A 12714-nucleotide genomic window follows, 5' to 3' on the forward strand; every position below is an offset into this window, starting at 1 on the left:
GCCCCTCTCGCAAGTGTTGACCGCGACCGGTAGGCGCCCGGTAGGCTGCGCCACAGACGACATGAGGCCCGACCCCGGACTGGGGGCGGGCCTCGACTGTTACCAAGCGTGTTTTTCGGCGGCGGCGTCGCCCGGGTGGCCGGCGGCCGCGAACGGCGGACGGTCTAGCGTGGACATGCTGTGAACCGCACGCCCGGCGGGCCCTCGCACGGGCCACGAAACCGGCCCCCGGCCGCCCGTACGCCGTAGCGTGTCCACGCTGTGAACCGCCCACGGCGGCGGCCTGTACGGCAACCGCTACGGCGGGCCGGTCCACCCCGTACGCCATAGCGTGGACACGCTCCGAACTGGCGTCGGCCTCGACCGCCCGGCGGGACGAAGCGGAACCGGTGCGCCTCGACCTGCTACAGCATGTCCATGCTATGAAACAGCCTTCACCAGAGGGTGTCCTGGTGCTCCCCCGAGGGGTGGCCGGCCGCGAGCGCGGCCGCGATGGCGGCGGGCTCCGCGCCCGGCTCGGCGGCCAGGATCGCGTCCCGTACGGCGACCGCCCGCCCCGCCGCGCCCCGCACGTCCGCGAGCGCGTGACCGGTGAGCCCCCGGCGGGCCGCGTAGTCCACGATGTTCTGCAGCCGCTCCCCCGCCAGCCAGTGGTCCGGGTTCTGACAGCTGCTCTCGTCGCAGGTGTGCCGGACCACGGCGCCGTTCCGCAGTGCGGCCGCGCCGTGGCAGATGACGAACCCGAGCACGTGGGCCGACACCACGCGGGAGGTGCCCGCCGGGCGGCTGCCCGCCCGGAGCTTCCCGTGCCCGGAGTCGCTGATGGCCCCGAGCCACCAGTGGCACGGCGTCGGGCCGGGGCCGCGGTACACCTTCGCCTCGTACCGGGCGGCGGTCGCCGGGTCGGCGGCCAGGCGGTCCCAGGGAACCGCGGGGGTCGGCTCGCTCATGCGGCGGCCTCGTCCGGCTCGGCGTCGTCGGCGGACTCCTCGGCCTCGAACGGCTCTCGGCACTCCCCGCACAGGATCGCCCCGCCCTCCAACAGCTTGGGGGTGACCTGCATCCGGCGGGGCGGGTCGCACTCGCACGCCACGGCCAGGCGCTTACCCGCCCGGCCCTTCCCGCCGCGCGGGCCCTCCTTCTTCCCGTCCTCGTCCTGCTCCTGGTCCTTGTCCTCGTCGGGGGCCTCGATCCGGGCCAGGGCGGCGGCGTCCAACTTCCTGATGACGGACGCGTACCGGCTGACCGTGGCGGCGGTGATCAGGGCCTCCGAGAAGCCGATGACCTTCTCCGCCCGCTTCGGCGGCTCCAGCCCCAGCTCCTCGGCCAGGGCTGCGAACTTGCGGTTGTGCCAGCGGCCCGCACACGAGGTGTCCCGGATGCCCCGGGCGGCCGCGAGCGCGTGCGCGGCCTCGTGCAGCGCGGTCTCCACCACCATCTGCCCGCCCACGGCGATGGCCTCGCCGGAGATGAACAGCTCCGCCCGGCGGCCGCCGGCCGCCGCGTCCAGCCACCGGTCCGCTGTGTGGTGTCCCCAGGACGGCCGCTTCTTGTTCCGCCCCTGCGTACCCGTGCCGGTGATCATCACGACGTCTGGAAGGTCGGGGTGGTGCTTCTGGAACGCGGCCCAAGTCGCTTCCAGCGCGGTCGTGATCCGGGTTCCCTCTTGAGTCGGCATGTCTCAGATCGTAGCGTGAACACGCTATAAGGCGGGAGGGGTTCGAGCGGACTGGAACGGCAACGGCCGCCGTTGGAACTCGCGTTCCAGCGGCGGCCGGTCGGGGTGCTGAGGGTCGGTCAGTCGTCGTACTCGTAGGCGTCGGTCACGAGGTCGCCCCATCCCGCGTGCCCCCGCCATTCCAGGCGGTGCCGGAGCATCGCGGCGGCGTCGGCCTCGGTGACCTCCAGGGCGAAGTGCTCCCGCGCGGCCGTGAGGACGTCGCCCACCGTGACCCGTAATGGCCAGGTGATGTGGATGTCTGTCACGGGTTCGGAGAGGCGGGCCCGCACCGCCGCGGTGATGGCCATGTCCGTGGCCTGCTGCACCTGAGCCTGGAAGTGCCGGGCCTGCTGTTCGGCGGCCAGGCGTTCGCGCCGCCGGCGGATGGCTCGCAGGATCACCACTCCTCCTTCGGGTGCGGCTCGACGTGCCCGCAGTAGTGGCACGTCGCCCCCGCCGGAAGGTCAACCGTCGTCCCGGTGCAGCGCGGGCACTCCCCCAGTTCCAGCACCGGACCGGTGCCCCGGACGCACCCGGGGCACCGGTGCCCGTCGTCGCCGTAGGTCCACCCGGCGCGCTTCATGACGTCCTCGAACTCGTCGGTGTCCAGCGCGTACGGGTCGTCCACGGGTTCCAGGAACAACGCGACGCACCCGTCGCGGTCGCACGTCACGGCGTCTCGGATCACCGGTCCTCCTCGGCGGCCGCCGACTCGTCGTCGGCCAGCTCGGTGAGCGCGAGCGCGGCCCGGTGCCGCTCGGCGGTGAACCCGATCGGCTTCCGCCCCTCGCGCTCGTCGCCCTCGTACAGGCGGCGCTGTCCGTCCGCGTACGACCGGAGCACGTCGCGCGCCTCGTCCGGGGTGCAGTCCAGCGCGGCCGCCACCTCCTGCCAGGTCGCCCCCAGTTCCAGGGCCTCGTGCAGGGTGCTGGGCCGGTAGTTCAGGGCGGTGCGCCGGATGGCCTCCCCCAGTGCCAGCTGCGCGAGCGCGTCACCCGCGGTGCCGCGCTCGACCTCGTACGGGAAGTCAGCGGGCAGGCGGCGGTTCGACAGTCGCTCGGCGTGCTGGGAGTGCTTCTCCGCCTGCCAGGTCAAGGGAGTGGCCGGCGGGAGGTCGTCGGGTCGCCGGACCTGGAGGGCCTGGAAGTCCTTGTACGCGTCGGTGCTCACGGTGGTGGTCGCCCTTCAGTTGGTCGGGTAGAGGTCGGAGCGGGGGGTGTTCTCGGTGAGCCAGCGGCGGAAGCTGTGGGTGCCGCCCGCCGCGATGCGGTCGTGCCGCTCCTTCACCGTGGTGTGGTGCTGGCCCAGCCCTTCGCCCAGGTCGCGCCACGACACCTTGTCCCCGGCGTCGTCGGGCTCGCGGGCCATCAGCAACAGCTCCTCCTCGATGGCGGTCAGTCGCTGCTTCAGGCGCCGGATGTCCCGCAGGTTCGCGTAGATGAACTCCTCCCCGAGGTTGGGGTTCCCGGCCTGGATCGCGTCCATGGCCAGGATGGCGCTGTCCGCCTCGTCCGCGATGCTCCACTGCTTGTTGCCGTGGAACGCGAGCGTGTACGTGCCCACTCCGTCCGGCCAGTACGCGGTCCGGCCGGAGACCTCGCGGGGCTCCTGGCCCGGTCGGCTCGCGGTCATCGGCTCCTCTGCCGGGTGCGGGAGCGGTCGGTGCTGAGAGGTCGTCACGGGCGATTCCCTTCGTCAGTGTTGGGGTTCCCCAACACCCTTAACTGTAGGGGTTCCCCAACACTTGGCACAAGCGGTTCGCCACATCTCGTCCGGCCAGTTCGTGGCCGGTCTCCGCCCCGGTTGGCGGGAGACTCCCGCGAGCGGGTATCTCTACGGGCAGGGACGAACGGCGGGCGGTGATGGGGAGTTGACCCAGGTGGAGCTGTGGTGGAGACGACCTCCCGTGCCCGGGTCGCGTCGCTCGCAGAGACAGCGCGCGGTCGCGGAACTGCGGGCACAGGGCCGGTACGGCCCCGAACTGCGCGACGTACTCCCCGCGTTCGTCGGGCTGGCCTTCGCCGTGGCGGCCCCGCTGGTACTGCTCGTCTGGCTGCACCGCGCCCTCGGCGTCGGCGGCCTGGTGCTGGGCGTCGTCCTGCTCGCGGCCGCCACGGCGGTGGGCGTGCGGTGGCGTCGCGCGGCGGCCCGCCGGCGCGGTGGCATCTACACCTCGACCGAACTCGCCGTGCTCGATGACCACGGCCTGGCGGCGGCCGCCGAACGGATGCTCTGCCGCGACGGCTGGCACGTCATCGCGATGCCGGACGAGGGACGGCCCCGCCTGTACGCACGCGACCGCGGCGGCCGCCAACTCGACGTCGGGTTCCGCCCGGCGGACGAGGCGGCGGACGAGGACGCGCCGGCCGGTCCCGCTCCCCTGCGGGAGGCGGGCCGCCCGGGGGTCGACAACCTGATTCGAGTGGTGGTCAGCAGGGGCTCGTACAGCCGCGCCGATGTGCTCTGGGCCTCCCGCCAGGGCGGGGTCCACCTGCTCGACGGCCGCCAGCTGCAGCAATGGGCCGCCGGGGCGTCCCTGGACGACCTGGGCCTTCCTGGCTGACAGCCCTTGCAAGATCGTTTGGCGAAGCGCGGGCGCGCTCGACAAAAGGAGATCCTTTTAATGCACTCCGGGCGCGGGGCGTTCGCGGAAAGGATCTCCTTTAGAATCTCGGTATGGAGAAAATCGGCGTTACTGCCTGGATCACCGCGTCACAAGCGGGGGCGCTCGCGCTGCTCGATAAGCGGCGGCGACTGGAGGAAAAGGAGACCGTGCGGGAGCTGGTGGCGTCCGGCATTCGGCCGCGCGACGCTCGCGTGCAGGTGGCGCGTATGCGGCCGGAGCACTGGCCTGCGCTGGAGGTCGTCGTGGGTGAGGCGGTCCGCCGGCGCCTGGCGGACGAGGACCTGGCGGGGCCGTGGGCTCCGCTCACGCAATCGGACCTCGACCGCCTCGCGCTGTCCGGCCGTTGGCCCGGGGCGAGTACCGGAATCACGCTGGTTCAGCGGAACTACGCCTTTCCGGCGGACCTCGTTCTGCAGCTGCGGACTGCCTCGTGGCGGGTCTCGGAGAAACCTCTGGCCCGGCTGTACGAACTCGGCCTGGTCGGCTCCGGGCTGCGGCTGACAGAGGAACAGAAGACCCGGCGCGACGAACTCGCGCGCCTGCTCTACCCGCCCGCCCGGATCATCCGGGAGGCCCTGGCCGCGTACGGCCCTCACTCGAACGAGTGACGGCCCCGGCCGGTGAATTAAAAGGATCTCCTTTAAGAGAATCCGGCTTCGCGCGCACAGTTCTAAGCGTCCTCCGCTCTTTTCGATTTCCTCGGATGGCGGAGTTTGAAAAGCGGCCCGAATGGGGTCTATAAATGCTAGCGTCGGGAATTCCGGCGGACTGTCCTCGGGAGGTACGGGTGAGCACGGCAACGACGGCACGCACGGCGGGGACGGTCCCGGCCAGTCGTGAAAGCGCAGATCAGGACCCGGATCGGGTGCCGCGCGGGAAGCCCTACGGCTTCACGGACGGGCTGCCCGTCTACCGGTGGGGACAGGCGCCGGCCTACCTGCAAACGCAGACGCAACTGGGCCAGGCCCGGCTGAAGCTGGCGGACGGTCAGCCCGTCATCGCGTACCTCTACCTGCGCAAGCACGACGTGGAGGTGCCGCTGTACGACCCGGCGGCCGCGGTGAAGATGCGGCCGCTGGCCTCGGCGGTGAAGAAGCGCATGGAGGCGGCCCGGACCTGCCCGGAGTGCGGCAAGGTGCGCGAGCACCGGTTGAACGGCCGCCCCTGCTCACAGTGCTGGAACAAGGCACAGCTGGCCCGGCAGCGCGAGCGGGCCCGGACGTGCTGGGGCTGCGGGGCGGTGCGCGAGCGTCCGTACCCGGCCGCGCACAACCGGTGCGGCGACTGTCGCCGTGCCCAGCTCGCGGAGGAACGGGCCCGGAAGGCTGAGGCGGTGCTGTACTCCATCACCTGCCCCGCGCGGGACTGCTCGGTGAAGACGGCCACCAAAGCGGCGGTACGCCGCTGGCGGGAGGCGAACCCGTACGGGTACTGGCGGCCGCGGTGGTGCTCGCCGTGCGAGGAACGCGACGCTCGGGAGCGGGCGGAAGCCGAACAGCGGGCGGTGGAGGCCCGGGAGGCTGAGCGGGAGGCCCGGCGCCGGCGGGTGCTCGAACTGCAGGAGTGGGCGGCGGCCGCGCTCGCGGACGAGGCCCTGGTGGTCCTCGACACGGAGACGACGGGGCTCGACGCGGAAGCGTGCGTGGTGGAACTCGCGGTCATCTCCGGCTCCGGGGACGTCCTGGTGGACACCCTGGTCAACCCCGGGCGGCCGATCCCGGCGGACGCCTCGGAGATCCACGGCATCACGGACGAGGCGGTGGCCACGGCGCCCTCGTTCGGGCAGATCCTCGTCGGCCTCACGGCCGCGCTCGACGGGCGGCGGTGCCTGATCTGGAACGCCCCGTACGACAAGGGGGTGTTGCGCTGGGAACTGACCCGCCACTACCGGGCGGCCGGCCACGAGGACCCGGCGGCGTCGGCGGCGGCCTGGCTCGACGGCATGACGCTGGAGGACGCGATGGTGTCGTACTCGGACTGGTACGGCGACTGGTCGGACTACTGGGGCAACTACAGCTGGCAGGCGCTCGGCGGCGGCCACCGTGCCCTGGGCGACGTCCGGGCGGTACTCGACCGCCTCCGCGAGATGGCCGCGCCCGGGGCCTCCTCGGTCGACTGAAAAGGGGGTTCACCTCATGGTGCAGATCAGGGTCATGACGGACGATCGCGAGCGGGGCGAGCGGGTGGTGGAGATCCTGCTGCCGCTTCTTCAGGCGTGCACCGCGCTGCAGGCCGGTGAGCCGACCCGGCTCACGCACCGCGGCGGCGGCCTGCGCCTGGTGCTCGACGTCCAGCCGGACGAGGGCCCCACCTCGGTACGGGTCGACCGTGCGGACGTCCCGGCTCGGCCGGAGCGAACGGCCCGCCGGCGTCGGGCACTTCCCCCAGGATCGCGGTAACAGTCCGGGCGACTGTTACCCCATCTGACCTGGGGAAGTTCCATAAATCGGCCCTCAAATGAGGGAGCAAAACTAGAAGCGGGCGCCCCCGGTGCCCAACGGGCGGCGGCCCGGCGGCCGCGCCTCCACCACCTCGTTCTCGACGGCCAGGGCGGGCGGCTCGACGGCTGCCCGCTCTGCGGCTGTCCGGCCGCGTTCGCGCTGGTCGCCAATTGGCGACTGCTCCTCGGCGGTCCGGGGTCCGGTGCCCAACGGGCGGCGGGTGGTGCTCACCTGCCCAAGTCTCCCAGTTCGCCGAACGGGTCGGGCCCACGGTGCCGCGCTGAGCGGAGCGCCCACGACGGGCTCGGCCACCTCGCGGCAGCTGCTGCTCCCCCTCGACCACGGCCGGTGGTGCGGTCTCCTCACGCTCCCGCATCCGCGACGGCGGGAGTACGGCGCCCGGCCCGACTCCGGCGGAGTCGACGGCACACCGCACCCGGGCCACCCCTCCCCCCTCCCGCCGTTGCCGTCTTTTGGCACCCCGGACGGGCCGCAGTCGGCAACGAGAGGCGGCTACGCGTGCCATGTGACGGTGGCCGGTCCTTTCGCCTGTGCCGTGTCACCCCCGGGCGCTACCGTCCCGGTACAGGCAGTAACCACACGGGAGGGGCGGCGGGATGACGACAGCGGGGCACCGAAGCGGAGCCGGGGCGAGCGCGGGCCGGATGGGTGAGGCGGCACGGACAGCGGAGCGGGCAGCACAGCATCGACGGGCCCGGGTGCTGCTGCCCTTACTCGCGGCGGCCGCCGCGGTGGTCGGGTCGGCGGCCGGCTCGCTGACGAACTGGCAACTCGGCCTGGTCGCCGCGCTGGTCGTGGTCGGGCTCGGCGCACGGCGGCTGTACCGCCGGGGCCACAACAGCTGGGCGGTGGGTGCCGCCGGGGAGGCGCGGACGGCCAAGCTCCTGGCCCCGCTCGTCCGCCGGGGCCACGCCGTGGTGCTCCACGATCGGGCGATTCCTGGGAGTCGGGCGAACCTCGACCACCTCGCCTTCACGGCCGCTGGCGCCCTGTACGTCGACACGAAGAACTGGACGTCGGACAAGTCCCAGCTGACGGTGCAGGGCGGCACCCTCCGGTACGGCCGCTACGACCAGACCCGCGCCCTGCAGACGGTGGTCTGGGAGGCGGAACAGGCAGCTCGGGCCCTCGGCGTCCCGGTCCGGCCCGTGGTCGCCGTGCACGGCGCGAAGGTTCCGGCTCCGCGCGGACGCCTCGAACTGGGCGGCGTGACCGTGGTGGAGGCGAAGCGGCTGCGCGGCCTGCTCCGGAGCCTTCCTCCCCAACCCGGGTGGGACTCGGCCCGGCGGGCGGCGGTCGGGCAGCTGGCGGAACGGACGCTGCCCCCGGCTTCCTGACGAGGAACAGGCAGAAGGGCCCGGCCGCTTGGCCGGGCCCTTCGTCGTCCCTACGCGGTGCGCTCGCGCCGGCGGAGGGTCGGCGGCCGGTCGGTCGTGTTCGCGAGCATCCGGCGGACGGTCTCCGGGTGCCAGTGCTCCCCGCGCTTCGGGCGGAGCCCTTCGGCCTCCAGCGCGGCCGCGATCTCGCGCAACGACAGCTCGTCCTCGTCCCGGAGCTGGCGGGCGCGGGCTCGTCCGGCCTGCTCCATCTCCTCCTCGGTCAGCTCCTTCTTGTGCGCGGCCCATCCGTACGGCGGGGCGCCGTACGCGTACTGGCCCTTCTCCCCCTTGATGCGGCGGCCGCGGCGGAGCTTGGCCACGGTCATGCCTCGGTCCAACTGTGCGAACACGCCCATCATCTGGCGCATGGCGGTGCGCATCGGGTCCTCGGGGTCGTCGGGCAGGATCTCGCCCTGATCGGCCATGAACGCGCGGCCGCCGTGCTTCCAGCACTGGGCCAGGGCTGCCTCCTGCACCACCAGCTCGCGGGCCAGGCGGTCCAGGTTCGGCGCCACGATGCCCTGAACCTTCTTCTCCTCGACCCACAACAGGGCGTCGGCCAGCTCTGGCCGCTCGTCCCCGGCGATGGTGCCGGACTGCGCCTTCTCCACGAACAGCTTCGCCAGCTTGTGTCCGTGCTCGCGGGTCCATCGGCGCACGATGCGCTCCTGGTCCTCCAGCCCGAACCCGTCCAGCTGACTGCCGGTCGACACCCGGATGTACCCCGCGAGCCGCATCTGATCGCCTCCAACGCGCTGACCTGCACTGTCACAGTAATGGGCATAACTGTGACATCGAACAGACCCTATCCGGCCCTCGACGGGCCGTTCTGAGGGGGCGTCAGCCGTGCTCGCCGGAAACTGTCCACAGGGGAACCGTTCCAGACTGCCGACCATGAACACGAACACGCGCCGCTGGCGCTCTCACGTCCTGGTCCTCCTCGTCGCTCCGTGCGTCCTGCTCGCGGAGCTGGTCGTGCTCCCCTTCTCCCTCGTCCGGCTCGGCGTGCGCGGGCACGCGGCCGGCTGCCCCCGGCGGGAGGGTGACGGGTGCAGCTGCTTCCTGTCGTCCTGGCGGGCCGTGGGCCGCGGGGTACGGAGCGGATGGCGGGAGGCGTTCGGGTCCTGAGCACGGGACAGGCCCCGCCCTGATGGGCGGGGCCTGCTCGATGTGGTGTCCTGGTGTGCGCGTCCGGGGCCGGTTACGACGGTCCCGGCCGCGTCACTTCTGCAGGATCGGCCGCTCGATGTGCCGGTGCTCGACCTCGCACCCGATCCCGGCCGCCCGCAGGTGCACCGCGATCTCCTCGGCTACGGCCACCGAACGGTGGCGGCCGCCACCACAGACCACGTGGACATCCACGCGGTACTGCTGCGGACCGCCGGTCCACTGCTTCAGGTTGTCGCGCTCCAACAGAATGCGGACCTTCTCGGCGGACTGCGCCACCAGCTCCTTCGCGCCCGGCGTCGCCATGACGTACCGGCGGACCTCCGGGTCCAGGCCGTTGCTGTGCAGCATCCGGTCGCGGACCTCGGGGTCCTCGGGCGGGTTGCGCAGGGGGCGGGTGTCGACCACCACGGCGTTGCCGCCCGGGTCGTCGTGGTGGCCGGCGCCGTACGAGGTGATGACGCTCTGGACGTGTCCGTCCCAGTACAGGGTGCTGAGGTCTTGCGGTGTGGTCTCCATGCTGTTCAGCCTCCATGCCGCCTGCGGGCGGCGGTAGTCGGTTGGCGGTGTTGCCCGTTGCCGATTCCGGCGGGTCTCAGGTGGACGAGGCGGCGGGGTGGGGGTGGCTGCAGCCGGGGCAGCGGCCGAACGCGTTGTCGTTGTCCTCACCGCACCACGTGCACGTCCAGACGTCCGGCGGCGTCTGGATGGTCTCCGGGCTGACGCACCATCCGGTGTCCTCGCCCTGGTCCTCCAGCGTGCGCATGTCCTCGTCGCCGGTCCACACCAGTACGGCCGCGTCCTGGTCCTCGCTGTGGAGTCCGTCGCGGTACTGCTGCTCGGCGTACAGCCTGGCGGTGGCGGCGTCGGTGCACGGCATCCCGGGGCCGCCTCCGTCGACCTGCCAGGCGACCCACGTGCGAGGCTTGCGGCCGCCGACGACTCCCAGCCCCCGGCAGTGCTCGCAGGCCCCGGTCCCGTCCGCGTGGGCGTTGCGGCAACTGCCGTCCTCGTCGCGGACGAGGTGGGTCAGCCACTCGACCTGGCCGGGCTGGAGTCGTACGACGTGCTGCTGCCCGCCGGCCTCCAGGGTGAGCGTCGCGCGCTCGGCGTCGTCGGCGTCGGTGGGGTAGGTGTCGAACAGGTTCCGCAGGGCCAGGGCCAGGGCGGTCAGATCGGGCTGGGTCATCGGGTCGACTCCTCGGTGGTCGTGGTGTTGGCCGCGAGGAAGGCGCCGGCGGCGGCCGCGGCCTCCTCGCTCGTGTCGTACTCGGCCTTCTCGGGCGCCTCGCGCACCTTCCGGTTGGCAGCGGTGGCGATCCACCACCAGCTCCCGTCCTCCGGGTGGAAGGACACCCTGGCCTCTCCGCCGAACGCCTCGAAGTGCACGGGCTCCTTGTTGGCGCGCTCGTTGATCGCGCTCACCGCTCCGGGCCAGCGCTTGCGGGCGGCCTGGCGGGAGATCCCCCACGCGGTGCCCAGCTCGGCGTAGTTGGCTCCGGCCGCTCCGGCCGCGCGGGCGAACCGCTCGGCCAGCACGTCCAGTTCCTCGTCCGCGTACTTGCAGACGATCAGCTTCGCCAGGGGGATCTCCGGACGGGTGAGGTCCAGCACTTCCTCCGCGTCGTCCGGGCGTCCGGCGGTCAGCCGCTCGTACACCGTGTCCCCCAGCTTCTCCAGGGCCTTGTGCAGGGCCTGACGGAGCTGGTCGCGTTCTTCCTGGGTCGGTTCCTTCATCTCCATGCGACAACCCTAGCTGTCGTGAACCTAGGTTGTCACGGGAACCTGCATTGTCGTCATATGCCAATCCCGGGCAGCTCTAGGAAAGGGGAGGGAGGGCCCGGTGGTGGGTGAGGTCTGTCGTTCAACTGCCCATAAGGGGAACGACTGTTCGGGCGTAAAGGACTGGCCTACGGCCAGGCTGAACACCCCTGAGAGGGCCGATCCGGCTCTCTCTCGTCCTCGACCTCACCCCCGGTGGGGGTGGGCCGGATCGGCCCTCTCAGGCGCGGATAAGGAGCTTCGCGCGTTCCTTCTCGGGCCTTCGGCCCGGTAGTTGAAGGACAAGCGCTTCGCGCTTGGCTGTTCTCTTTGCTCCACCCGCGCACCCTCCGGGTGCCCTGAGCGGGTGGAGAGAAGCGGCCCCCCCTAGCAAAAATGACAGAGCTTCCCGTTGGGGTTCTGCCATCTCTGCTAGAGGGGGGTTTCGCTTCAACCTGGGGTACTCGTTTCCGGTACGCCCGTCACGGTATGTCGCTTCACTCAGGCCACGGGTATTCGCACGCTCGCCTTGGGACCGGGACTTGCAGTCAGCGCTGAGAGGTCGTGTCTCTGCCCGCTCTGCGCGGGCGCCGGCTGGGGTCCACCTTGTTCGCCATGGGATCACTCGTCATGGCAAGGCCGGTCTGGCTGCTGCTCCATTTCACCGTTTAGCGTCTACACGGCCCCTGCGTGCCCGATCAGCGGGTGTCACGTATGGGGGCGGCTCGGCCTTACTCTCCCGGTGGCAAGCCGGGGTCGGTCTTGGTGACGCGGACCGATCTCAACCGCGGGCTACTCCGGGTTTACCCCTGCTCGCCTGGCAGGGGCCACGGGCCGGTTTCATTGTCTGCTCCTCCGGCTCCACGTCTCCGTGGCCCTTCGGACGGGGACCGGTCTCCCCTCGGCATGTCGCCTTCTCCACCCGCCATGGTGGAGCGCGTCCAGCTACGACTTGAGCGGGCTGGACGGGCGGTCCCCGGGCGGGGGCTTCCTCAACGGCCTGGAGCCGGAGGAACTGGGTACGCGGTGGGTGGATGACCTCCCTTCCGGACACACCGGACTGAGGGCGCACTGGGCCACCACCGCAGCTTCTTGCTACGATGCGATTGCTCCTGGAGCTAGATAAGGGGCACATACGAAGGCCCGGCCCCGGACTTCCGTCCGGCGCCTGAAATGGGCCTACATGTGGAGATAGGGACTCTCAGACCCGCGCCTGGCAGCTTGTGACTGAGGTGGTCCCGCCGAACGAGCGGTGCCCTGATCTGAACTTTCGGGTCAGGGCTTTTGCGCGTCCGGACGTTGTTGTCATCCGGTCTGGGGCAGCTCCTCACCAGCGTGCTGGGCCGCCCTCGGGGCCTGCCTCGCCTTGCGGCGGGCTTCCCTCTTGTGCAGCTCGGTAAGGGCTTCGCGGAGCACTTCGGCCCCGGAGATCCCAAGGTCGTTCACCAGCTCCTCGTACAACCCGCGTACGTAGTCGCCGGGCTTGAGCATCACGGTGGCGCGCAACGGCTTGTCCGAGGGGAACACTCCCGTTCGGCCCGGCTGCTGACGTCCTCGTACTGCCATGTCCAAGATCTTATCCATAACGGGGCCTGTGTG

General features: G+C 71.5%; 18 protein-coding genes. 6 read left to right on the forward strand and 12 right to left on the reverse strand.

The window, feature by feature from the left end; genetic code table 11:
• Nucleotides 1-434: 434 nt before the first annotated feature.
• From ACZ4M3_RS35130 to ACZ4M3_RS35155, 6 genes are all read right to left on the reverse strand, one after another.
• Complete coding sequence (locus ACZ4M3_RS35130; protein ID WP_467739686.1) at nt 435-950, reverse strand: hypothetical protein; 516 nt, start codon at nt 948-950, stop codon at nt 435-437.
• Nucleotides 947-1678 carry a hypothetical protein gene (locus tag ACZ4M3_RS35135; RefSeq protein WP_166625872.1) on the reverse strand — a complete coding sequence of 244 codons (732 nt, stop codon included), beginning with the start codon at nt 1676-1678 and terminating at the stop codon, nt 947-949. The genes ACZ4M3_RS35130 and ACZ4M3_RS35135 overlap by 4 nt, the downstream gene beginning before the upstream one ends.
• A gap of 119 nt (nt 1679-1797) precedes the next feature.
• Nucleotides 1798-2121, reverse strand: coding sequence for a hypothetical protein (locus ACZ4M3_RS35140; protein ID WP_337964009.1), 324 nt, complete (start codon nt 2119-2121; stop codon nt 1798-1800).
• On the reverse strand, nt 2118-2408 hold the full coding sequence (locus tag ACZ4M3_RS35145) for a hypothetical protein (RefSeq protein WP_391777150.1): 291 nt from the start codon (nt 2406-2408) through the stop codon (nt 2118-2120). The genes ACZ4M3_RS35140 and ACZ4M3_RS35145 overlap by 4 nt, the downstream gene beginning before the upstream one ends.
• A complete protein-coding gene (locus ACZ4M3_RS35150; protein ID WP_391777151.1) occupies nt 2405-2890 on the reverse strand; it encodes a hypothetical protein in 486 nt (161 codons plus the stop codon). The genes ACZ4M3_RS35145 and ACZ4M3_RS35150 overlap by 4 nt, the downstream gene beginning before the upstream one ends.
• A 15-nt stretch (nt 2891-2905) precedes the next feature.
• Nucleotides 2906-3352: a hypothetical protein gene (locus tag ACZ4M3_RS35155; protein WP_467739689.1), complete on the reverse strand. Its 447-nt coding sequence runs from the start codon at nt 3350-3352 to the stop codon at nt 2906-2908.
• Between the two features lie 274 nt (nt 3353-3626).
• Between ACZ4M3_RS35155 and ACZ4M3_RS35160 the strand changes: the two genes are divergently transcribed.
• The 4 genes from ACZ4M3_RS35160 to ACZ4M3_RS35175 all read left to right on the forward strand — a co-directional run bounded on the left by ACZ4M3_RS35160 (nt 3627) and on the right by ACZ4M3_RS35175 (nt 6745).
• Entirely contained in the window at nt 3627-4283 is a 657-nt protein-coding gene (locus tag ACZ4M3_RS35160; RefSeq protein WP_467739691.1) for a hypothetical protein, read from the forward strand.
• 113 nt (nt 4284-4396) lie between these two features.
• Nucleotides 4397-4954 (forward strand): hypothetical protein, encoded by a 558-nt coding sequence (locus ACZ4M3_RS35165; RefSeq protein ID WP_359743702.1) that lies wholly within the window; start codon nt 4397-4399, stop codon nt 4952-4954.
• A gap of 257 nt (nt 4955-5211) precedes the next feature.
• Nucleotides 5212-6465, forward strand: coding sequence for an exonuclease domain-containing protein (locus ACZ4M3_RS35170; RefSeq protein WP_467739693.1), 1254 nt, complete (start codon nt 5212-5214; stop codon nt 6463-6465).
• 16 nt (nt 6466-6481) lie between these two features.
• Complete coding sequence (locus ACZ4M3_RS35175) at nt 6482-6745, forward strand: hypothetical protein (RefSeq protein WP_059303080.1); 264 nt, start codon at nt 6482-6484, stop codon at nt 6743-6745.
• A gap of 72 nt (nt 6746-6817) precedes the next feature.
• Here ACZ4M3_RS35175 and ACZ4M3_RS35180 read toward each other — a convergent pair whose 3' ends face one another.
• Complete coding sequence (locus ACZ4M3_RS35180; protein WP_141726811.1) at nt 6818-7018, reverse strand: hypothetical protein; 201 nt, start codon at nt 7016-7018, stop codon at nt 6818-6820.
• A gap of 488 nt (nt 7019-7506) precedes the next feature.
• Here ACZ4M3_RS35180 and ACZ4M3_RS35185 point away from each other — a divergent pair, with 488 nt between their 5' ends.
• Nucleotides 7507-8145: a nuclease-related domain-containing protein gene (locus tag ACZ4M3_RS35185; RefSeq protein WP_467739695.1), complete on the forward strand. Its 639-nt coding sequence runs from the start codon at nt 7507-7509 to the stop codon at nt 8143-8145.
• Nucleotides 8146-8195: 50 nt separating this feature from the next.
• Here ACZ4M3_RS35185 and ACZ4M3_RS35190 read toward each other — a convergent pair whose 3' ends face one another.
• The gene (locus tag ACZ4M3_RS35190) at nt 8196-8924 is read right to left on the reverse strand and encodes a recombinase family protein (RefSeq protein ID WP_467739697.1); all 729 of its coding nucleotides are present in this window, start codon (nt 8922-8924) and stop codon (nt 8196-8198) included.
• A gap of 157 nt (nt 8925-9081) precedes the next feature.
• Between ACZ4M3_RS35190 and ACZ4M3_RS35195 the strand changes: the two genes are divergently transcribed.
• A complete protein-coding gene (locus ACZ4M3_RS35195; protein ID WP_030902708.1) occupies nt 9082-9315 on the forward strand; it encodes a hypothetical protein in 234 nt (77 codons plus the stop codon).
• A 93-nt stretch (nt 9316-9408) separates the two neighbouring features.
• On the opposite strand, the gene ACZ4M3_RS35200 is transcribed toward ACZ4M3_RS35195, so the two are convergent.
• From ACZ4M3_RS35200 to ACZ4M3_RS35215, 4 genes are all read right to left on the reverse strand, one after another.
• Nucleotides 9409-9873: a RapZ C-terminal domain-containing protein gene (locus ACZ4M3_RS35200; protein WP_079033336.1), complete on the reverse strand. Its 465-nt coding sequence runs from the start codon at nt 9871-9873 to the stop codon at nt 9409-9411.
• Nucleotides 9874-9949: 76 nt separating this feature from the next.
• The gene (locus tag ACZ4M3_RS35205) at nt 9950-10543 is read right to left on the reverse strand and encodes a hypothetical protein (RefSeq protein WP_467739700.1); all 594 of its coding nucleotides are present in this window, start codon (nt 10541-10543) and stop codon (nt 9950-9952) included.
• Nucleotides 10540-11097, reverse strand: coding sequence for a hypothetical protein (locus ACZ4M3_RS35210; RefSeq protein WP_059303084.1), 558 nt, complete (start codon nt 11095-11097; stop codon nt 10540-10542). The genes ACZ4M3_RS35205 and ACZ4M3_RS35210 overlap by 4 nt, the downstream gene beginning before the upstream one ends.
• Nucleotides 11098-12420: 1323 nt before the next feature.
• Nucleotides 12421-12681: a hypothetical protein gene (locus ACZ4M3_RS35215; protein WP_157854982.1), complete on the reverse strand. Its 261-nt coding sequence runs from the start codon at nt 12679-12681 to the stop codon at nt 12421-12423.
• Between the last annotated feature and the right edge of the window lie 33 nt (nt 12682-12714).

Source organism: Streptomyces sp. NPDC026522 (assembly GCF_055567555.1).

Excerpts from the sequence above, each read along its gene's own strand:
- ACZ4M3_RS35135 (WP_166625872.1), bottom strand. The coding sequence starts at position 1,678 with ATGCCGACTCAAGAGGGAACCCGGATCACGACCGCGCTGGAAGCGACT.
- ACZ4M3_RS35155 (WP_467739689.1), bottom strand. The coding sequence starts at position 3,352 with ATGACCGCGAGCCGACCGGGCCAGGAGCCCCGCGAGGTCTCCGGCCGG.
- ACZ4M3_RS35130 (WP_467739686.1), bottom strand. The coding sequence starts at position 950 with ATGAGCGAGCCGACCCCCGCGGTTCCCTGGGACCGCCTGGCCGCCGAC.
- ACZ4M3_RS35205 (WP_467739700.1), bottom strand. The coding sequence starts at position 10,543 with ATGACCCAGCCCGATCTGACCGCCCTGGCCCTGGCCCTGCGGAACCTG.
- ACZ4M3_RS35215 (WP_157854982.1), bottom strand. The coding sequence starts at position 12,681 with ATGGCAGTACGAGGACGTCAGCAGCCGGGCCGAACGGGAGTGTTCCCC.
- ACZ4M3_RS35165 (WP_359743702.1), top strand. The coding sequence starts at position 4,397 with ATGGAGAAAATCGGCGTTACTGCCTGGATCACCGCGTCACAAGCGGGG.
- ACZ4M3_RS35200 (WP_079033336.1), bottom strand. The coding sequence starts at position 9,873 with ATGGAGACCACACCGCAAGACCTCAGCACCCTGTACTGGGACGGACAC.
- ACZ4M3_RS35175 (WP_059303080.1), top strand. The coding sequence starts at position 6,482 with ATGGTGCAGATCAGGGTCATGACGGACGATCGCGAGCGGGGCGAGCGG.
- ACZ4M3_RS35210 (WP_059303084.1), bottom strand. The coding sequence starts at position 11,097 with ATGGAGATGAAGGAACCGACCCAGGAAGAACGCGACCAGCTCCGTCAG.
- ACZ4M3_RS35195 (WP_030902708.1), top strand. The coding sequence starts at position 9,082 with ATGAACACGAACACGCGCCGCTGGCGCTCTCACGTCCTGGTCCTCCTC.
- ACZ4M3_RS35190 (WP_467739697.1), bottom strand. The coding sequence starts at position 8,924 with ATGCGGCTCGCGGGGTACATCCGGGTGTCGACCGGCAGTCAGCTGGAC.